At 49.6% G+C, this 23450-nt stretch carries 3 protein-coding genes; all 3 read left to right on the forward strand.

Features of this window, described 5'->3' with window-relative positions:
- The first annotated feature begins 213 nt into the window (after positions 1-213).
- The 3 genes from KBW69_RS14540 (at position 214) to KBW69_RS14550 (ending at position 23413) form a co-directional block, all read left to right on the forward strand.
- Entirely contained in the window at positions 214-7812 is a 7599-nt protein-coding gene (locus tag KBW69_RS14540; protein ID WP_257281324.1) for an AAA family ATPase, read from the forward strand.
- A 151-nt stretch (positions 7813-7963) separates the two neighbouring features.
- Positions 7964-15538: an AAA family ATPase gene (locus KBW69_RS14545; RefSeq protein ID WP_257281325.1), complete on the forward strand. Its 7575-nt coding sequence runs from the start codon at positions 7964-7966 to the stop codon at positions 15536-15538.
- A gap of 150 nt (positions 15539-15688) precedes the next feature.
- A complete protein-coding gene (locus tag KBW69_RS14550; protein WP_257281326.1) occupies positions 15689-23413 on the forward strand; it encodes an AAA family ATPase in 7725 nt (2574 codons plus the stop codon).
- The last annotated feature ends 37 nt before the right edge of the window (positions 23414-23450 follow it).

Consider the following 23450-nt stretch of genomic DNA (forward strand, 5'->3'; position numbering starts at 1 on the left):
ATGTTGCCGGAAGGGAAGCATATCAAGATTTGTTACGAAATTATCCCCTGCAGAGATCTTTTCCCAGATTACCACTGTCCATGAAGACTCCACGAGGCCGCCGCGTTTGCGATGGTCAGGGGGATCTATCCGAATGGAACTTCCATGCTATCTGAAGGTCACATCATTAAAGATTTCAATACAGTCCTTCAGATTGGAGGAGGAAGACTAACTATGGACAGTTCTATCGCTGGACAGATAAACAAACGCGTTCTTGAAAGTGGCGTTCGGGAGAAGAAAGCAAAGCCGGATTCATCATCAGAAAAAGATGTAAAAACTTACTCTGATATAACGCCCAAAATAAATAGATCGTCACCTCCGATGACGTTGCCCGACAAGTCGAGAAGCTTATCCTCAAGGAATTCTTTGCTTCTTAAGGCCCCTTGTCCCTTCGATTTTCGTTTTGTCGCCAGTGATGATGAGGTCCGACAGCTTTTAGTGACCCTGACCGTCGATGAACATCGGGATGTCGCCCTTATTGCCCATCCTGATGACCTCTCACAGGCCAATCTGGTCAGCCGGTTGAGCATATCTGAAGAGGGTCGCCACATTCTGCGTTCAGGCAGGCTGTTTGAAGGGACACAGCCACTCACTCTGGTGATGGATATCCGAAAGCTCACCAGCAACGATCTGCCAAAATTTAACGATCTCCTGGACCCGGATAATCCCTGCCTGTTCGACAAAGTCAGTCAGAACAAACGCCCTCTGGGAGAACATGTTGCCCTGCTGGTGTTGGCAGACCCTGCACAGTTGGCGTTGGCTGGTCAGCGTGACGACGCGCCGGGCGCTGATTTCTGGCGGCGAATTAATCGGCCGGGAAATACCTGGCAGTTCGACCCACAGACAGACAATGCCTCATCCATGGACATCAAGGAGGTTCCTCCTGTATTGACTCAACTCTCATCTCCCGAAAGTGATAGAGATGACAACCATACCGTTCTTATTGACTGTCACTTGCACAGTAACTGGCGACAGTTGCTTCTGGGTGGTCCCGGAGTCGATAAACAAGGGCGAATCCGGCACATCCCCGGCAGGCTTGAGCTATTGAAGACCGGACAAAGGGTGATTCTGAAAGGAGCCAGTTGGAAGGATCTGGCATTTGAACAGACAATTCGACAGATAATCGCGCAAAGGAGCTTTGAGAGCAACGGCAAGCTTTGTCAGTTACCAGAGGATGTTCAGTTTTACCAGATGCCGGTAGGGAAGGGCGAGCTTCATTCACTGTTCCAAAGCCTGTCCCATTCTTGTGACAAAAAAGAAGGTGACAAAGAACTTGATAAGGAGCACGCATCAGGAAGTCCGATCATTATTAACCAGAGTAATATCGGGGAATGGCTGGGCCCGATTGCCATTGCCCCGGAAGGCTATGCAGTTCCTAACACCTGTCTGTTGAAACAAGTTCGAGCGGGTGGTTTCGTCACCGTCACATCTCCCCTCAGTGAGGCACTCTGGTTTCGTTTACTGGGTTCACTGCAAGTGATTCGCGAGACGACAGGCCTGAAGCCTCAACTTCGGGTTGCTCATACAAAACGGCAGCCGAAAGCCCTGGGATTGGCAGAAAACGATGAGCGCTCAATGGGAGATCAGGCCGTCTTTAATACCGTCACGTATCAGCAACAGGCTCAGGCCAGTCATTGGATCAATCATCAGGAATCACCTTTGGTGATTCAGGTTAATGAACAGACCAGTCTCAGCCAACTGTTTGATAATATCCATATCACCTCGGAACAAAAGGCGCATTTTGGACGACGGCAGAGTGGGTTGCAGGAGGCATTGACCTCTGGCAAGCCGGTTGTATTGCGAGGACTCGAGAGTAATCCAACACTTCAGCAACTTCTGGAACCCCTGGCTGTTGGGCAACCTCTGTTGGTTAATGGCCAATTACAAGCCTACCCACAAACTCATGTCACCTTACTGTGGCCTGAGTCTGTGAAAGCACAGTCTTCAGTACTCGGTTCGATGATCGCCATAGGTAAACCCTGTCCTGCAGTTGACATCTGGCAAATCAATGGGACCAGATATGACATCCCACGGTCTGAGCTGCCCGAACGGGCACTTAAGTCTCTTTACGAAGCGTTTAAAAGCGTACCTCATCACTTTTGTAAGCCTCTGCCCGGAGTGACCGAAGGGTTGCTGAATAACCTGATTCTGGCTGCCCGCAGAGCACAGGCGATTGATCAGTCCCCGGAGCTCTTACCCCGCCATTGGCGCAAAGCCATCAATAGCGTCATTACCCATGGCACCCGACAGAATCCGGCAGTACGGGATTTTATGAAAGTAGCCTGTTGGCAGTTATTGCCGGACGCCTGTGAAAAGCCGGATGCTCATAAGAAGCCCGATGAGCATCAAACCGCCTGGGTAGACCCGGATTGGTTAAACGACATTATCAACTGTGCTGCGCGGCTCGATAGAGCGTTTGTGAAGCAGAACCTATGGCCACTGGCCAGAGCTTTTGACCCGGCAATCTTTAAGGGCACTGAATTTGAACTGTCCTATGAAAAACCATTTCCAGGTCGGGGTGAAAAACAAATTCTGGAAAGGCTCTGTGTCATGATTGTGGCCCATGCTCCTGAAGAACAAAGACAGGCAATGGCGAATCAGTTGGCAGTCGATCCGTCGGAAGCCAAGCCCTGTCAAACGCTGGCCATAAGGCCATCAAGACAGATTAAACGTTTGGAAGACGCACTGGCTTCTGGCTGGCAGTTACCTTTGCCACCAGGACAGACCCGATCCGATGCCATTCACTCTCTGGCCACTGATTGCTTTCATATTACCAGAGCAGCAAATGCTGACTCAGCGGGCATTGAACGCATAGTAAATCGCCTGTCTGAATCACTGGAATGGCAAGGTTCTACTGATAAACCCCTGTTAGCACTGGCTCAAGATCTTTATCACGGCAAGCTGAATCAGAAGGATCGTGAAAGCCGCCGATTATCACGACTTCATGACCGGCTGAAGGACTCTCCTGTTATCTTCCTGCAGGGTGAAACCGGCACTGGGAAAAGTTACTTTTCCGCAAGAATGGCTGAGGCTTCAGGACAGGCTTTGGTGTTGTCCCTTGGGCCTTCTGACAGCGAACAGACTCTGATGAAACGCTGGCAGTGGCAAGAGCACGACGATGGCGACCGCTCCATGGAGCAGCAAAATCGAGCGCTGATGGAATGGGCCAGGACACGGGACGAAGACAGGCACTGTGCCGGAGAAAAATACGTCACCCTGGTTCTGGATGAAGCTAACCTCGCCAACGCAGGATTGCTCGCGTCATTGAATGGCTTATGGGAATCGAAACCCTGCATTTATGTCAATGGTCATCCTGTGAATGTCAGCTCAAAACACCGGGTGATTCTCACCGGTAACCCCGATCATTATGGCGGGCGCCAGCTGGACCCGGCTCTGAAAGAGAAACTGCCCAGAGCTTACTACCCCCGCCTGGACCGGGCTTTCCTGCGGGACAGGGTAGTGGGGCCGACTCTGCTCAAACAGCTACAGCGGCATCTGCCAGACCATCAAATAACTGATATTGAAAAAAATGCCACCGAGAGTGTGATGGCGCTCTGGCAATATTACCAGGAGCTGTTGCCAGAGCATGAGTTTACCCCCAGGGACTTGACTGATATCTGTAGTTGGATGGGTTGGTATCTGGATCGTGCACTACCCGTTAACAACAGTGTTACCTATCAGCAAATAAACGGTTTAATCCAACAAAGTTTTCGTGATGTACTGGGTTCCGAAATCAGCGAGACTCATCAGGATGCCCTGTCAGCACTGGAAATCTGGTTTGCTGCCCGTTATGACCCGGACAATACCCTGAGCAACAAAGTTCATAACCAGACTCTGCCGGATATAGAACGGACCTTCAAAACCTTCACCGAAAAAAACCGACCTGACTTTGATACTTCCGGATCGGCAGTCAGTGAGCTGGTGCAACGGCTGGGACAGGATTTAAGCCGCTGTCAGCAGGCTTATCATCTCAACAGGAAACACGACGGTCGTCAGGCGACACTGATTGAAGGCCCCGCCGGACGGGGTAAAGATGTCACTCTGAATCTGGTGATTGAAAGTGTCAAACGACAGGCTGAACAACGGGGAGAACCCATGCCGGAGGTCTTTCCCCTGAATGCCTGTGATTGTTCCTGGGACAAAGTGTCTGAAAAGATCCGGGCGGCAAAAGTGCATGGCGGCATCGTGGTCATCTCGGAAATGAATCTGATTGACAGCCAGCATCTGGAAGGCGAGTTGAACGATATTCTGGCCGGTGACGCCCACCCGGGCTTCCATCTGTTTGCCACCATCAACCCGCCTGAGTACAGCGGGCGAAAACCGTTATCACCGGCGCTGAAAGGGCGTTTCCGACATTTACCCATCCGGCAGTACAACCCGGCAGAGCTGCAAGCCATTGCCGGGAAAGTGTTGCCAGAGACCCGGCAGGGGAAAATCATGGCGGAATGGCTGACTGAGCAACATTGTCGTTTGAGGGCCTGCCTGCAACGGCAAAACTTACCGTTGCAGCCGACCGGTCTTGATTTGCAAAATGTGGCCAGGGCCATCATCGGAGGGGGCGATTTTACCCAAGACGGACTTCAACAGTGCTTCAATCAGTACTACCGGCTTTATCTGATGGCCGCCAAAATATCGCTGGAGAAACTGCCCGGTTCATCGGCTCTAACCATGAGCAACGGTAAGTTTGATTCCGGACTTTGCAAGTGGTTCAACCAGACAGCGTCGGGGATTGATCGTCCGTGGTTGATACGACGGAGTTATCTCAACAGTATTGATGAAAAACGCCATGAAATTCTTATCAGCACTCGTCTGAACGAAGGGGAAGCTAAAACGGAAGTTATCAAGATAGTGGCTCAGGCCAGATGGCGAGCATCCGGTCTTGCCCTGAAGCCGGATCAGTCAGACGATATTCTCACTCAGGCACTCTACCGACACTGGCAGCAACGCTGGTTTGATCATGAATTTGCCGGTACGGGCGTGGATGCTAATAGCGTGTTTGCTCTGACAGAAGAGGAGGAAAAAACGCTGAAAAGATCAGCTAACCAGCCTTTTCTGCGGGAGGCTGACCGGCGGATAGGGGCATGGAACGCTAATGAAGTTCGATGGTGGCCTGCGTTCTGGCGTGAGATAAGTGATCTGCCGAACCATTGGGTGGGTGATTACTCTAACGAGGCCTCAGCGATTGGCGGTGATAACGCTCCTGAACAATACATTCAAGAAGTCGACGAGAATCAGGGTAAGAGATTGGATCGGAGAACGAACTATGAGGCTCTGGAGTTGCAACACGTTTTCCATTACAAGATTTTTGACACGAACAAGCACTCCACCCATATGTATCGTTGGTGGGCAAAAGATATTTATGTGACTGCTGAGGGTAATATCAGACGGACCAATATTAATGATCAACACATTGAGGGATTCGAAACCCTCATGCCGGCCCGGTTACCAGCACGTGATCAGCCAGTGACATTAGCCAGCAATCAGACGCTGGCGACCTTTCACTGGAAATCAGGCAATGGCCGATATGCGTTGCCCAGCCTGACGCCCATCGACTATATCGTGGCCCTGCGCATAGTACCCGATTTGCCATTTACCCTGGTCAGGGACCATTATACCGGGCTACATACACTGTCTGTTGCCCGGACCAGAGCCAATCAGGCTATTCAATTTACTTATGTCGTAGAACCCGGAAAACCGCGCAGAAAAGCATCTGCTGCTAAAGATGCCCGTTCAGAACCATCAATACCTCCTGATGCCCGCTGTTCAGAAGGTATAAAAACAGTACTGAACAATCTGTTTGAGAAAATTAAAGACCAACCATCCGAAGTACAGGAGTTTTTGCTGACATTACAAAAAACTGAAGACAGGGCGCAACGCATTAAGGCGATCACGGACTATTGCAAACAGTTTACCGGTAAGACTGAACCGGAGAGCGGAGAGAATTTCTTTCGATTTCTGGTAACACAGCGGCAAGGCAGCTGTCGTCATCGTGTGGCTGTTTTTGTTGCTCTTTGTCGTTATTTCGGGATTCGCTGTCGGCAAATTACTAACCCTAACCACAGCTTTCCAGAGTATTCCGTGAATGGTGGTCGAACCTGGGAAGCAGTGGATTTGGGTGGGGAGCCCAGACTGCGAACAGAAATCAGACCTGACTTCCAGCTCACCAAAAAGGTAAGTCGTTCCAGCTCTGTGTCAAAGAGGAATATGGGTCACCTGAAGGGGGTGATGAAAAATGCTGATTTAGCACAACAGCAAGCTCTGGCCAAAACCTTTGATATGTGTCCTGAGGAACTGCACAAAGCGCTTGAGACAAACATGGCATTTCCAAACATTAATCTAAGTACTTTCGAAATAGTCAAAAAACTTTGGGAAGAAAAAGATTTAACCCATTTTTCTGCGGGTATCTCAATGTTAGAGTCGCTGGAGACAAAAGCGTTGGGCTATTACGAGAAAAAACTGGTCGGCGCTGTGCGTGACAGCAGCTTCAACAACTATAAACCGATGTCTGAGGCAGTAAAAAGAATACTGTCCAACAGTGATGGCTATCAGGTCATTGAACAACTCAAGTCACTTCATTCGAAAATGATTGATCAGGCGGGAGCAAGTTCTCAACAGTGGTTGAGTTCAATAGTGGATATACTGATGCACAGTGACCTGAGCAATCCTCCGGTTATTCGCTTTGCCTATGCGGCTTTGGATTTGGGTTGGCTGGATCCGCCGTCGGTGTATGAGAGTCATATTATAGAGGCTGCTGAACATCATGAGTTATTGTTGCGTCTGGAAGGTGTCGATGAACTGAAGGCTAAAGCCGCTGATGGCCTGAAAAAGTTTTATCAGCAATGCTTGTTCAGGGAAAAAAACAGCCAGAAATGGCAGTTGGCTTATGAAGGTTTCCAAAAGAGTAAAGATAATGCCTTATTTATTACTCATGGTTATGATGGGTTTTCGTCATTCCTTGAAGATAAAATTTCTAATTCATCGTTAAAGCCCATCTGGACCGATAATCCTGAGGGCACTCCGAATATAGAACGACTGCTGGTGCAACATCCCGCGTTTTCGAAATTAAGCTCAGGCAAGACGAACCACCGTTTGGTGATTATCATGGGGCAACCCTTGAGCGACGAAGTGATTGATGAAAAAGCAGAAGCCTTGCTTCACAAAAAAGTCGAGAACAGCCCTGACTTGAAACAGCTCCTGGCAAGAATTAATCAACGTAAAGCAATAAGAAAACAATATGTCGATGCTATGGAAGAATTGAAAAAGCCCGATGCTTCTACAAGCTATAACGAGTCCATGTCTCCTCATGATCACTACCGGATTCAAAAAGAAGAATATGAGGAAAAAAAGCATGATCTCAACAGCAGGTACTTAAAGTCCATTGAGGCGTTTGATGGGGAGAAAACGGCTATGGATGATATAGAAAACAAATGCAGGCAAGCGATTCAGCAGGCCTTCAGTCATTACCTCTATGAAGCGACACACTCGAAAGGCGGTTGCTTGACGTATTGTTGGGCCGATGCTGCTATCAAGGGGGTCGGGGGTTTAGACCATTACGGCGCTCATGACCCCTCCTCACCGGAAGAACTGTATGCCATGATGTCTGCAATTAATAGCTCTTCCCATTTTCAGGAATCTGTTAAGGATGCCTGCGTAAGGCAGGCACTCAATGCCAGTAACGCTTTGGTACTCAAATCCGATGAGCTGACAAAAATTGCCGAAGAGTTTTTGAGCAGCGTGAATTTGAACTCGTTGTGTGACTCATTGGATATGTAATAACAGTTTCGTCATGATGAGTTTTTTCGAGATAATTAACTTCCTTCCGAAGCAACGAACCGCTATCAAAATGGAACTTTCATACTAATTTAAGGTCATATTATTAAACAGTCTCAATTAAATCCTTCAGATGGCAGTAGGGAGATTAACTATGGATGGCCCAATTCGTGGAGAATTAAACAAATCAATTCGTAACAACGGCGTGCCTGATAACAGCATTCCAGCCAAGAAAGCAAAGCTTGGTGAACCGATTGCAAAGATCTGCTCTGATGTATCGGTCAATCTCAATCTATCGTCATCTCCGATTAGGGTGCCTGACAAGGCGAGAACCGTATCCTCAACGGATTCCTCGCTCCCCGGTGCTTCTCATTCCTTCGATTTTCGTTTTGTCACCAGTGATGATGAGGTTCGACAGCTTTTAGTGGCCCTGACCGGTGACGAAAATCGTGATGTCACCCTTATCTCCCATCCCGATGACCTCTCACAGGCTAATCTGGTGAGTCGGTTGAGCATTTCCGGCGATGGTCGTCACATTCTACGTGCGGGCAAGCTTTTTGAAGGTCCACAGCCACTAACCCTGGTGATGGATATCCGAAAGCTCACCAGCGAGCATCTGCCAAAATTTAACGATTTGCTCGACCCGGCTAACCCCAGTCTGTATGACAAGGTCAGCCAGAAGAAATGCCCCTTGGGAAAGCATGTTTATCTGCTGGTTCTGGCAAGCCCTGCGCAGTTGACATCGGTTGCTCAGAGTGACGTTGCTTCGGGAGCCGCCGCTCCGGGAGCCGCCGCTTCGGGAGCCGCCGCTCCGGGCGCTGATTTCTGGCGGCGAATTAATCGACCGGGAAATACCTGGCAGTTCGATGCACAGACCGGCAATGACCAGGCGACGGAGATCAACAAAGTTCCTCCGGTATTGGCCGAACTCCCGAGTGCCGAAAGTGCCATGGATGACGATCATACCGTTGTTATTGACTGTCACTGGCACAGTCACTGGCGACAGTTGCTGCTGGGCGGTCCCGGAGTCGATAAACAGGGGCGAATCCGGCACATCCCCGGCAGGCTTGAGCTGTTGAGGGCCGGACAGCGGGTGATTCTGAAAGGAGCCAACTGGCAGGATCTGGCGTTCGAGCAGGTTATCCGACAGATGCAGTCGCAAAAGTGTTTCGAGAGCAATGGCAAGATCTGTCAGTTACCAGATGATGTTCAGTTTTATCAAATGCCGATAGGGAATGACGAACTTCATTCGCTGTTCCAGAGCCTGTCTCACTCCAGCGACAAAGAACTTGATAAAGGACTTGATAAAGAGCACGCAGTAAAAAAACCGATCATCATTAACCAGAGTAATGTTTCAGAATGGCTGAGCCCAATTGCCATTGCCCCGGAAGGCTATGCAGTTCCTAACACCTGTCTGTTGGAACAAGTTCGGGCAGGTGGTTCAGTCACCATAACGTCCCCCCTCAATGAAGCACTCTGGTTTTGTTTGCTGGGTTCACTGCAGACTATTCGCGAGACAACGGGCCTGGAGCCCCGACTGCACGTTGCTCATACAAAAGGGCAGCCGAAAGCCCTGAGTTTGGAAGAAAACGATGAGCATTCTTTGTCCAGAAGCCATCAGCCGTTCAGGAGCCGTCAGCTGCTGAAGAGCCTTCAGCTGCAGAAAAAAGTCAAAGGCCACGCCGCCTTTAATGCCGTCAGGTATCAGCAGCCTTCCCAGGCCAGTCACTGGATCAATCGCCAGACATTACCTTTGGTGATTCAGATCAATGAACAGACCAGCCTCGGTCAGCTGTTTGATAATATTCATATCACCTCAGAACAAGAGGCACATTTTGGCCGACGTCAAAGTGAGTTGCAGGAGGCATTAACCGCTGGCAAACCGGTCGTGTTGCGGGGACTCGAGAATAATCCAAGACTTCAGCAACTTCTGGAACCCCTGGCTGTGGGGCAACCTCTTTTGGTTAATGGCCAGCTACAGGCCTACCCGAATGCTCATGTCACTTTTCTATGGCCTGAGTCTGCGAAAAGCCCTTCTTCGGTATTCAGTTCATTGGTTGCCACGGGTAAAACGTGTCCTGAGATCGATATCTGGGATTTCAATGCATTCAAGCATGGTATCCCCCGGGCTGAGTTGCCCAAACAGGCACTTCAGCAACTTTACGAAGCGTTTAAAACAGTACCTCCCAGGCTCTGTAACCCTCTGCCTGAACTGACCGAACAATCACTGCATAACCTGATACTGGCTGCCCGGCGAGCACAGCAGGTTGACCAGTCGCCGCAACTCCTGCCCCGTCACTGGCGCAAGGCCGTTGATAGCGTCATCACCCATGGTACCCGGCAGAATCCGGCAGTGCGTGATTTTATGAAAGTAGCCTGTTGGCAGTTATTGCCGGATGCCCATAAAAAGCCCGATGAGGATCAAACTGCCTCGGTGGATCCGGATCGGTTAAATGACATCATCAGCAGTGCCCCGCAGCTGGATAGAGAGTTTGTGAAACAGAACCTGTGGTCACTGGCCAGAGCTTCTGACCCGGCAGTCTTTAAGGACACTCAATTTGAAGGATTTCAACTGTCCTATGAAAGTTTATTTCCGCATCGGTATGCAAATCAAATTCTGGGAAGGCTCTGTGCAATAATCGTGGCCCATGCTCCCGAAGAACAAAGGCAGGCAATTGCGTATCAGTTGGCAGTTGATCCGGCAGCAGCAGAGCCCTATCAACGGTTAGCCATCAGGCCATCAAGACAGATTAAACGTTTGCAAGATGCACTGGCTTCTGGTTGGCAGTTAGCTTTGTCATCGGGGCAGACCCGATCCGAAGCTATTCACGCTCTGGCCACTGATTGTTTTCACATGGCCAGGGCAGCAAATTCTGATGTGCAATGCATTGAATGCATAGCCAACCGCCTGTCTGAATCACTGGTATGGCAGGGTTCCGCTGATCAACCCTTGTCAGCACTGGCTGACGATCTTTATCACGGCCTGATGAATCAAAAAGATCGTGAAAGTCGCCGATTGTCCCGCCTCCATGACCGGTTGGCAGACTCACCCGTTATATTCCTGCAGGGAGAAACCGGCACCGGGAAAAGTTACTTTTCCGCCAGGATGGCAAAAGCCTCAGGGGAGGTTTCGGTGATTTCCCTTGGGCCTTCTGACAGCGAACAGACCCTGATGAAACGCTGGCAGTGGCAAAAACACGCCGATGGCGACCGCTCTATGGTGCAGCAAAACCGGATGCTGATGGAATGGGCCAAAACACCCGACAAAGACGAGCGCTATGTCACCCTGATTCTGGATGAAGCCAACCTCGCCAAAGCGGGATTGCTGGCGTCATTAAACGGCTTATGGGAACCGGAACCCTGCATCTATGTGAATGGCCATCCTGTCAAGGTCAGCTCAAAGCACCGGGTGATTCTGACCGGTAACCCGGATCATTATGCCGGACGCCAGCTGGACCCGGCGCTGGAAGAGAAACTGCCCAGAGCTTATTACCCTCGTCTGGATCAGGCATTTCTTCGAGACCTGGTGGTTGAACCGGCTCTGGTCAGACAGCTACAACGGCACCTGCCGGAGCCTCAAATAAACGACATTGCACACAGTGCGTCCGAAAGTGTGATGACACTCTGGCAATATTATCAGGAACTGTTACCGGAGCATGAGTTTACCCCCAGGGATTTAACGGATATCTGCAGTTGGGTGGGTTGGTATCTGGATTGTGCGCTACCTGTAAACGACAGTATTACCAGTGAAAAAATGAACGGTTTGATCCGGCAAAGTTTTCGGGATGTACTGGGTCCCGAAATCAGCGAAACTCATCAGGATGCCCTGTCAGCACTGGAAATCTGGTTTGCTGCCCGTTACGACCCGGACAACACCCTGAGCAACAAAGTTCATAACCAGACCACCCTGCACTCTATACAGCAGGCCTTCAAAGAAATCACCAAACAAACGCGACCTGACTTTGATACCTCCGGATCGGCAGTCCATGAGCTGGTGCAACGCTTGGGACAAGATCTAAGCCGGTGTCAGCAGGCTTATCATTTCAACAGGAAACACGACGGCCGTCAGGCGACACTGGTTGAAGGCCCGGCCGGTCGGGGTAAGGATGCCACGCTGAACCTGATGATTGAAAGTGTCAAACAGCAGGCTGAGCGACGGGGAGAATCCATGCCAGAGGTCTCTCTCCTGAATGCCTGTGATTGTTCCTGGGACAAAGTGTGTGAAGCGATCCAGAAGGCCAAAGTGCATGGCGGCATCGTGGTTATTTCAGAGATGAATCTGATCGACAGCCAGCACCTGGAAGGTGAATTGAACGATATTCTTGCGGGTGACGCCCATCCGGGCTTCCACTTGTTCGCCACCATCAACCCACCGGAGTACAGCGGGCGAAATCCCTTATCACCGGCGCTGAAAGGGCGTTTCCGGCATCTGCCTGTTCGGCAGTACAGCCCGGCAGAATTACAGACCATTGCCGAGAAAGTGTTGCCAGAGTCCTCAGAAGGGAAATTCGTCGCTAAAAAGCTGACAGAAAAACATTGTCATTTAAGGGCTTACCTGCAACGACACAACTTGCCGTTGCAGCCGACCAGCCTTGATTTACAGAATGTGGCCAGAGCCGTCATTCGGGGGGGGGATTTTACCGAAGACGGACTTCTTCAGTGCCTTAATCAGCATTACCGGCTTTACCTGATGGCCGCCGGGATATCGCTGGAGGAACTGCCAGAGCCATCGGCGCTTGCCATGACTACCTGTGAGCTTGATTCCGGACTTTGCCGTTGGTTCAACCAAACGGTATCGGGTATTAACCGTCCCTGGTTGATACGAAAGAGTTACCTCAACAGTATCGATGAAAAACGCCACGAAATACGTATTAAGGCGGATCTGGATGGAGAGGAAGCCAGAACAGAAATCATCAAAATGGTGGCTCAGGCCAGATGGCAGGCGTTCGGTCTTTCCCTGAAGCCGGATCGGTCAGATGATATTCTCACCCGGGCACTTTACCGACATTGTCAGCAACGCTGGTTTAATCATGAGTTTGGCGAGACGAGCGTAGACGTTAACAGGGTATTTGTCCTGACGGAAGAAGAGGAACAAACGCTGAAATTATCTGCTTCTCAGCTTTATCTTCAGGAGGCTGAGAAGTGGGTAGAGGCGTGGATCGCCCAGACAGCTAAACCGTGTCCTGCGCTTTGGCAGCAGATGAGTGATCGGCTGAACCATTTGGTTGACGATGTTACTAACAAAGCGTTGGCTATTGGCAGTAATAACGCGCCTGAACCATACGATCCGCAAGTCCACGAAAAACAGGCTGGGGTATTGGACCGGGAAACGAACTATGATTGGCAGGAGACGCGATCTGTTACCGATTATATAGTTTTTAATATGCACCATTCTCCTGCGACTTATCGGGTGTCGGCAGCGGATATTTATGTGACTGCTGAGGGTAAAGTCAAAAAGATCAATCTTGATAATATACACATTTATGGGGTCGAAACCCTCAGACCGGACCGTTTACCGGGGCCTGATCAGTCAGTGACATTAACCAGCGATCAAACGTTCGCTACCTTGTACTTGTCATCGAAAAATGGTCAATATTCATTGCCCAGCCTGACGCCTGACGACTATATAGTGGCCTTGCGTACTGAACCCGATTTTCCATTTATCCTGACCAGGGACGTATATACCGGGCTTCATACACTGACTATTCCAGAGGACTACACTGAGCAAACTATTCGGTGTGCTTATGTCATAGAACCCAGAGAGCCGGGCAAAAAAGCACCTGCTAAAGAAGCCAGACCAGAAGGGCCAGCACATTTTGACGCCCGCTGTTCAAAAGGTATGAAGGCAGTGATAAAGAGACTTTTTGAGACGGTTAACCACGTTGACCAACACCCACCCGAAGTACGGGTGATTTTGCAGGCCATAGAAAACGCTGAAGACACGGAGCAACGAATTGAGGCGATCACAGAATATTGCAAACAATTTTCCGGTGAGACTCAACCCGGGCGCCATGAAAATTTCTTTGACTTCCTCGTAACAAAGCGGCAAGGCAGCTGTCGCCATCGTGTGCCTGTTTTTGTTGCTCTTTGTCGTTACTTTGGGATTCGATGTCGTGAAATTAATAACAAAGACCACAGCTTTGCTGAATATTCCGTAAATGGAGGCCAAACCTGGGTGTCAGTGGATTTGGGCGGGGCGCCTGTAGAGGCAACAGAAATCAAGTCTGACTTCCAGCACACCATAAATACCAGCCATTCCAGCACTCAGCTCAGGAAGAATAAGGAGCTCCTTCAGGATCTCCTGAAAGGGGCTGACCCGGAGCAACAGCAAATTCTGGCTGAAGCCTCTGGCTTGAGCCTTGGGGAACTGAACAAAGCGCTTGAAAGAAACAGTGCATTGCCAGAAAACCATCTAAGTATTTCCGAAATAGTAAAGCACCTCTGGGGGAGAAAAGATTTAACCGGTTTTTCCATGGGTGTCTCAATGTTAGAGGCGTTAGAGACAAAAGCATGGAGCGCTATCGATACGCGCCTGGCCGGTGATGTGCAGGTGTATGACGCCAGTAAATATACCAATAGACCGATGTTGCAGGCAGTAAAACAAATATTGTCTGACCATGATGCAAATCAGATCACTGAAAAACTCAAGTCACTCCATACAAAAATGATTGTTCAGGTCGGAGCAAATCCTTGCAACTGGTTATCTACAATGGTGGGCATGCTGATACAAAGTGACTTGACCATACCTTCGGTCATTTTTTTTGCCCATGAAGCTCTGGCATCGGGTTGGCTGGACCCAAGGACCTACTGGGGCAGAATTGGGACCCCTCCCAATGAACTTCTTAATCTGTTGGTGCGTCTGGAAGCTATCGATGAACTGAAAGTTAAGGCTACACAGTGCCTGAAAGAGTGGTATAAGGCATTGTTTTCCAGGGATGAAAATATCTTTATGTGGCGGTTGGCTTACAATCGCTTCCAGGGGGAAAAAAATAATGCCTTCTTCATCACTGATTGTCATGATGGGTTTTCGCCATTTCTTGAAGGTAAAATAGCCAGCTCATCTATACAGAACTCTTGGACGGACATACCTGAGGGCATTCCGAATATAGAACGAATGCTGGTGCATCAACCCGCGTTTGTAAAGTTAACCTCGGGCAGGGCGAACCACCGTCCAGTGATTATCCTGGGGCAACCTGTCTGGGGCGGCAAAGTGCTGGATGAAAAGATCGAAGCCCTGTATCAACAAAAAGTCGGGAACAGTCCGGACTTGAAGCCGTTATTGGAAAAAATGAAACAATCTGATACGACGGCAGGTCAATGTCAGCGCAAACCCATTCCAGAGTCCCCTGAGAAGGACTGTGGGCCTTTGGATGCTTTAAGAAACAAATGCAAACAAGCGATTCAGCAGGCCTTCAGTCATTACCTTTATGGAGTCACCCACTCGAAAGGCAGTTGTTTAACCTATTGTTGGGCCAAAGCTTCGATCTTCGAAAGCTCACCAGACTTGTACGGTGCTCGTGACCCATCCTCGCCAGAAGAGCTACATGCAATGATGTCTGAAATTGATAGCTCTTTGGGGTTTGAGAACTCTCTTAATCTTGCCTACCTGCGGCAAACACTCAACGTCAGTGACGCTCTGGTGCTCAATTCCGACCAGCTGACGAACATTGCCGAAGAGTTTTTGAAAAGCGTTAATTTGAATTCGATGTGTGATTCACTGGATACGTGATAGCCGTTTGGCCATGATGAGCTTTTCGAGTCCGATTAATACCTTCAATGGTTTCGGGCAACCATTCAAATAGAACTTTTATCCTGTCTGAAGGTCATACAATTAAACGGTTTCAATGCTGTTCTTCAGATTACAGGAGAGAGGTTGACTATGGATGGTCGGATTGATGGGCAAATAAACAAACGCGCTCTTGCTCTTTATGAAGGTGAAACGCCCAAGAAAGCAAAGCTGGAGTTATTGTCGAAAGAGCATGGAGATCTCTGCCGCAGGGTAACATCCCAGCTGGCTATATCGTCACTCCCGACGACATTGTCCGATAAAGTGAGGACTGTATCTTCAGCAGATTCCCCGTTCCGCAAGGCTTCCCATTCCTTCGATTTTCGTTTTGTCGCCAGTGATGATGAGGTTAGACAGCTTTTAGTGGCCGAGACCGGCGATAAGCATCGGGATGTCACCCTTATCTCCCATCCCGATGGTCTCTCTCAGGCTAATCTGGTGAGCCGGTTGAGCATCTCCGCTGATGGTCGCCACACTCTCCGCTCAGGCAAGCTGTTTGAAGGTTCAAAGCCGCTCACTCTGGTGATAGATATCCGTAAGCTCACCAGTGAGGAGCTACCAAAATTTAACGATCTGCTGGACCCGGACAACCCCTGTCTGTACGACAAAGTCAGTCAGAGTAAACGCCCCCTGGGTGAGCATGTTGCTCTGCTGGTGGTGGCAGATCCTGCACAGTTGGCATCGGTTGGCCGGTGTGATGACGCTCCGGGGGCTGATTTCTGGCGGCGAATTAATCGGCCGGGAAATACCTGGCAGTTCGACCCGGAGAATGGCAAGGACTCATCGATGCACATCAGCGAGGTTCCTCCGTTATTGGCTGAACTTCCTTGTGGCGAAAGGGTTATGGACGACGGCAATACCATTCTTATCAACTGTCACTTGCACAGTCACTGGCGACAGTTGCTTCTGGGTGGTCCCGGAGTGAGTGAGCAGGGGCGGATCCGGCACATCCCCGGCAGGTTTGAACTATTGAAGGACGGACAACGGGTAATTCTGAAAGGGGCCAATTGGCAGGATCTGGCCTTTGAACAGACGATTCGACAGATGCTGGCGCAAAAAAGTTATGAGAGCAATGGCAAGATCTGTCAGTTACCGGACGATGTTCATTTTTATCAGATGCCGGTAGGTAAAGATGAGCTTAATTCACTGTTCCAAAGCCTGTTCCACTCTCTGCCCGGCTTGAGTGAGGAAAAACTTGATAAAGGGCTCTCCCCAAATAAACCAAAAGACCCGATCATCATTAACCAGAGTAATATCAGGGAGTGGCTGAGCCCCATTGCCATTGTCCCGGAGGGCTATGCAGTTCCTAATACGGGTCTGTTGGAACAAGTTCGAGCGGGTGGTGTAGTCACCGTCACATCTCCCCTCACTGAGGCACTTTGGTTTTGTTTACTGGGTTCACTGCACAGGATTCGGGAAACGACAGGTCTGGAGCTCAGACTGCAGGTGGCTCATACCAAACGGCAACCAAAAGCTCTGGAATTGGAAGAAACCGATAAATACCCTTTGTTCGCTGACCTTCACTCAAAGGAAAAAAATAGCGGTCACGCCGCCTTTAGTACCGTCACGTATCAACAGTATGCCCAGGCAAGTCATTGGATCAATAATCACTCTGAATCACCTTTGGTCATTCAGCTTAATGAACAGACCAGCTTCAGTCAGCTGTTTGATAATATCCATATCGCCTCGGAACAAAAGGCACATTTTGGACGACGTCAGAGTGAGTTGCAGGAGGCTTTAAACTCTGGTGGGCCGGTCATATTGCGGGGGCTCGAGACTAATCCAAACCTCCAGCAACTTCTGGAGCCCCTGGCCGTTGGGCAACCTTTGTTGGTTAATGGCCAATTACAGGCTTACCCGGAAGCTCGTGTCACCGTTCTCTGGCCTGAGTTTTTGAAAAGTTCATCTCCACTATGGCGTTCGATAATAGCCACGGGTGAACCGTGTCCCGGGGTCGATATCTGGGGGATCAATGAGGTTAAGCATGATATCCCCCGGGCTGAGATGCCACGAAAAGCGCTTCAACAAATTTACGAAGCGTTTAAAACCGTGCCTCCCGACCTTTGTAACCCTCTGCCTGAACTGACCGAAGGGGTGTTGAATAACCTGATACTGGCTGCCCGGCGGGCACAACGGGTTGACCAGTCCCCAAAGCTCCTGCCCCGACACTGGCGCAAGGCCATTAATAGCGTCATCACCCATGGCACCCGACAGAATCCGTCAGTGCGGGATTTTATGAAAGTGGCCTGTTGGTGGTTACTGCCGGATGCCTGTAAAAAGCCGGGTGCTCATAGGAGGTCCGATGAGGGTCAAACTGCCTCGGTAGACCCGGATCGGTTAAATGCCATCATCAACAGTGCCCAGCGGTTGGATAGAGCGTTTGTGAGGCAGAACCTGTGGTCACTCGTCCGAGCCTCTGACCCGTCAGTCTTTAAGGGCAATGTATTTGAAGCGTTAAAACTGTCCTATGAAAGTCCATTTTCATGGGGGGCTGAAGAAGGTTCTCTGAACAGGCTCTGTGCCATAATCGTGGCCCATGCGCCCGAAAAACAACGAGAGGCAATGGCATATCAGTTGGAAGTTGATCCGGCAGCAGCAGAGCAATATTACCGGTTAGGTATCAGGCCTTCAGGACAGATTAAACGTTTACAAGATGCACTGGCTTCTGGCTGGCAGTTACCTCTGTCATCAGGGCAGACCCGATCCGATACCATTCACGCTTTAGCCAGCGATTGTTTTCATATTGCCAGAACAGCACATTCTGATGCAGCGGCCATTGAACGCATAGAGAACCGGCTTTCTCAGTCACTGGCATGGGAGGGCTCCGCTGATCAGCCACTGACAGCACTGGCCTGTGATCTTTATCACGGCAAGGTGAGTCAGAAGGATCGTGAAAGCCGTCGATTATCCCGACTCCATGACCGGCTTGTAGACTCACCCGTTATATTCCTGCAGGGAGAAACCGGCACCGGAAAAAGTTACTTTGCCGCCAGTATGGCAAAAGCTTCAGGACAGGCTTCGGTGATTTCCCTTGGACCTTCTGACAGCGAACAGACCCTGATGAAACGCTGGCAGTGGCAAGAGCAGGCCGATGGCGATCGCTCTATGGAACAGCAAAACCGGATGCTGATGGAATGGGCCAAAACCCCACATGATAAAGATGGAGAATACGTAACACTGGTTCTGGATGAAGCCAACCTGACTAAAACCGGATTACAGGCTTCATTGAACGGCTTATGGGAGCCGGAACCCTGCGTCTATGTGAATGGTCATCCTGTCAAGGTCAGCTCAAAACATCGGGTGATTCTCACTGGTAACCCGAATCATTACACCGGACGCCAGCTGGACCCGGCCCTGAAAGAGAAACTGCCCGGGGCTTACTACCCACCTTTGGACCAGGCTTTCCTTCGGGACAGGGTGGTGGAACCGGCTCTGGTTAAGCAATTACAACGGCATCTGCCGGACTCCCAAATAAACGACATTGCACAGATTGCTAGCGAGAGTGTGATGATACTCTGGCAATATTATCAGGAACTGTTGCCAGAGCACGCCTTTACCCCCAGAGATTTAACGGATATCTGTAGTTGGGTGGGTTGGTATCTTGATCGTGCGCTACCCGTAAACGACAGTGTTACCGGTAAGCAAATAAACGGTTTGATCCAACAAAGTTTCCGGGATGTACTGGGTCCCGAAATCAGCGAAGCTCATCAGGATGCCCTGACAGCACTGGACATCTGGTTTTCTGTCCGTTACGAACCGGACAACACCCTGAGCAACAAAGTTCATAACCAGACCACCCTGCACCTTATACAGCAGGCTTTCAAAACATTCACCGAACAAACCCGGCCTGACTTTGATACCTCCGGATCGGCAGTCAGTGAGCTGGTACAACGGCTGGGACAGGATTTAAGCCGGTGTCAGCAGGCTTATCATCACAACAGGAAGCACGACGGTCGTCAGGCGACGCTGATTGAAGGTCCGGCCGGACGGGGCAAGGATGCCACCCTGAACCTGATGATTCAAAGCGTCAAACAGCAGACTGAGCAACGGGGAGAATCCATGCCAGAGGTCTTTCTCCTGAATGCCTGTGATTGTTCCTGGGATAGATTGTGTGAAAAGATCCAGACGGCAAAATTGCAGGGCGGCATCGTGATTATTTCAGAAATGAATCTCATCGACAGCCAGCACCTGGAAGGTGAGTTGAACGATATTCTGGCCGGTGACGCGCATCCCGGATTCCACCTGTTTGCTACCATCAACCCACCTGAGTACAGCGGGCGCAAACCCTTATCACCGGCACTGAAAGGGCGTTTCCGGCATTTGCCCATCCGGCAGTATAGCCCGGCAGAATTGCAGACCATTGCAGAGAAAGTGTTGCCAGAGACTCCACAAGGGAAAATCATCGCTAAACAACTGACTAAGCAACATTGTCGTCTGAGGGCTTACCTGCAAAGGAAAAAACTACCGTTGCAACCGACCAGCCTTGATTTACAGAATCTGGCCAGGGCCGTCATACGAGGAGGTGATTTTACCGAAGAAGGACTTCATCAATGCATCAATCAGCACTACCGGCTTTATCTGATGGCTGCAAAAATATCGCTGGATGAACTGCCCGAGCCATCGGCTCAAGTCAGGGCTCTCGATATGAGTAGGGGTGAGCTTGATTCTGAACTTTGCAAATGGTTCAACCAAACGGTATCAGGCACTGATCGTCCGTGGGTGATACGAAGCAGTGATTTCAACAGTATTGATGAAAAAAACCATGAAATTCTTGTTAGCACTCATCTGAATGAAGACGAAGCCAGAGCGGAAATCATCAAGAGACTGGCTCGGACCAGATGGCAGGCATCCGGTCTCTCCCTCCAGCCGGACGCGTCGGACGATATTCTCACTCAGGCACTGTACCGATACTGGCAGCAACGCTGGTTTGCTCGTGAGTTTGGTCCGATGGGCGTAGAGGTTAACAGCGTGTTTCCCCTGGCGAAAGAAGAGGCACAAGCGCTGAAATTATCGGCTTCCCAGCCTTATCTTCAGGAGGCTGATCGGCAGATAGAGTTATGGAATGGCCGCGATGTTCAACTATGGCCTGCGTTTTGGTATCAGATGAGTGGTCTGGTGAACCATCGAGTTGAGGGTAGTATTGAGGGCAGTATTAACGAAGCGTCAGTTGTTGGCGGTGATAACGCTCCTGAGCCATACAATCCGGAAGTCGAAGAGAAAGAGGCTCCGGCAATAGACCAGAGAACGAACTATGAGTGCTTTGACAGGCCAGAACTGTACGATTTCAGAATTTTTGATACGCAGGACTATTCTTGCGTGATGTATCGGTGGTGGGCAAAGGATATTTTTGTGTCTGAAAAGGGTGCTGTCAAAGAGATCGCTCTTAATGATAAAGACATTTACGGGGTCGAAACCCTCACACCGGCCCGGTTACCAGGGCGTGACCAGCCAGTGTCATTAGCCAGCGATCAAACGCTGGCAACCTTTGACTGGACATCCGGCAGTGGTCGATATGCATTGCCCAGCCTGACGCCTGACGACTATATAGTGGCCCTGCGCATAGAGCCGGATGTGCCATACACGCTGGTCAGGAATCAATATACCGGGCTTCACACGCTGTCTGTTGCAGTGGCCGAAACCAAACAGAAAATTCAGTTTGCTTATGTCGTAGAACACAGAGGAGCGTGCAGAAAAACACGTACCAGAGGAGTCCGGTCTGCGCAATCAACACGTTTTGACGCCCGCTGTTCCCAGGGTATGAAAACAGTACTGAAGGAAGTGTTTGAGAACATTAACCGACAGCCACTGAAAGTACGGGAGCCTTTGCGAACAATACAAAAGGCTAAAAACATGAAGCAACGCATTGTGGCGATCAAGGATTATTGCAAACAGTTTTCCGGTAATGCTATACCAGAGCGCCATAAGAATTTCTTTCGATTCCTCGTCACACAACGGCAAGGTAGCTGTCGTCATCGTGTATCTGTTTTTGTTGCTCTTTGTCGTTATTTTGGTATTCCAAGTCGGAAAATTTCTAACATTAACCACAGCTTTGCAGAGTATTCCGTGGATGGAGGCCAAACCTGGGACGCAGCGGATCTGGGCGGGGCGCCTGCCGATGTAATAGAAATCAAATCTGACTTCCAGCTCACCGGTAAGGTCAGTCTTTCCAGCAGTGATTCAAAGAAGGTCAAGGATGTCCTGAAGAGTGTCCTGAAAGGTGCGGATTCAGCACAACAGCAAACTCTGGCTAAAGCATGCGGCATAGCCCTTGAGGAACTGAGCACAGCCCTTGAGACAAACAGTGCATTGCCAGAAACCAATCTTAATATTTCCGAAACAGTAGAGAACCTTTGGAAAGAAAGAGATTTAGCCGGTTTTTCGATGGGGGTCTCACTACTGGAGTCGCTGCAGACAGAAGTATTGGGTGATTGCGAGAAGAGATTGGTCTGCGCTGAGGGTGAAGATTGGCGTGCAGGTTGGCGTGCCTGTACACCGATGGCGGATGCAGTAGGCAATATATTGTTCAAGAGTAATGAAGATCAAATCACTGAACAGCTTAAATTACTCCATTCAAAAATGGTTGTTAAGGGCGGAGTAAGCCCTCTTCAGTGGCTGGATTCAATAATGGATGTCCTGAGGTTTGCTAGATTTGCTATTTTTGCCAAATCTTCGGAAATTCACTTTGCTCGTGAAGCCTTGAAATCGGGATGGTTGAATCCGGTTCCGACCTATGATAGCCGAACTATTAAAGTCATTGAATATCTTGATCGATTGCAGTGTCTGGAAAATGTCGATGAGTTGAAGGTCACAGTCGCCGGTTGCCTGAAGAAGTGGTATCAGGAATTATTTTTCAGTGAAAGGAGTAGTCAGGTATGGCGAGAAACTTATAAAAAATTCCAAAAGAGAGAAGGTGATACCTTGTTCGTGACTGATTGTCATGGTGGTTTTTCGTCATTCCTTGAAAATATAATAGCCAGCACATCTTTACAGCCCGTCTGGACAGATCATCCTGAAGGCGTCCCCGATATAGAACGAATGCTGGTACACCAACCTGCGTTTGCGCAGTTAATTTCGGGAAAGGCGAACCACCGCCCGGTGATTATAATGGGGCAACCTGCCTGGAAAGACACAGTGTTTGATGAAATGGCCAATGTCCTCTTTCAACGAAAAGTTGAGACTATCCCGAACTTAAAGCGGTCAATGGAAAAAGCAAGAAGATACAGTGAGATATTAGCTCAAATAAACAGCGAACTGAAAGCAGCGCATAGCTCCACCCTTGGTCAAAATGGATACCATTATCGCAGTCAGCACCAACGACACAATCAAGACTTTTCTTCAGCCGGGCGATATCAGGATGCAAGAGAAGAATATGAGAAAAAAGAGCTTGAAATCCGCAACAGGTACAAACCCACTCTGGAATCCCTTGAGACACCGCAGAAAGATGCATTCTCTAAGGATCATTTAAGAACCAAATGCAAGCAAGCGATTCGACAGGCCTTCAGTCATTACCTGTATGAAGTGACTCACTCAAAGAATGGTCGTTTGACGTATTGTTGGGCCGATGCTTCCATCAGGGGGAACGGAAGTGATAAAAACTATGGCGCTCATGATCCATCCTCACCAGCAGAGCTGTATGCCATGATGTCTGAAATTCGTAGCCCTTCACAGTTTCCGGGGGCTTTGAAGGAAGCGTATTTACGGCAGGCATACAAAGCGGGTAATGCTCTGTTTCTCAAATCCGATGAGCTGACAACCATTGCCAGAGAGTTTTTGGACAGTTTGAATTTGAATTCGATCTATCACTCATTGGATGCGTGATAATAGTGAGGACAATATGAGTTTTTTTGAGACGATA

Source organism: Endozoicomonas sp. ISHI1 (assembly GCF_024606225.1).
Lineage (GTDB): Bacteria > Pseudomonadota > Gammaproteobacteria > Pseudomonadales > Endozoicomonadaceae > Endozoicomonas_A.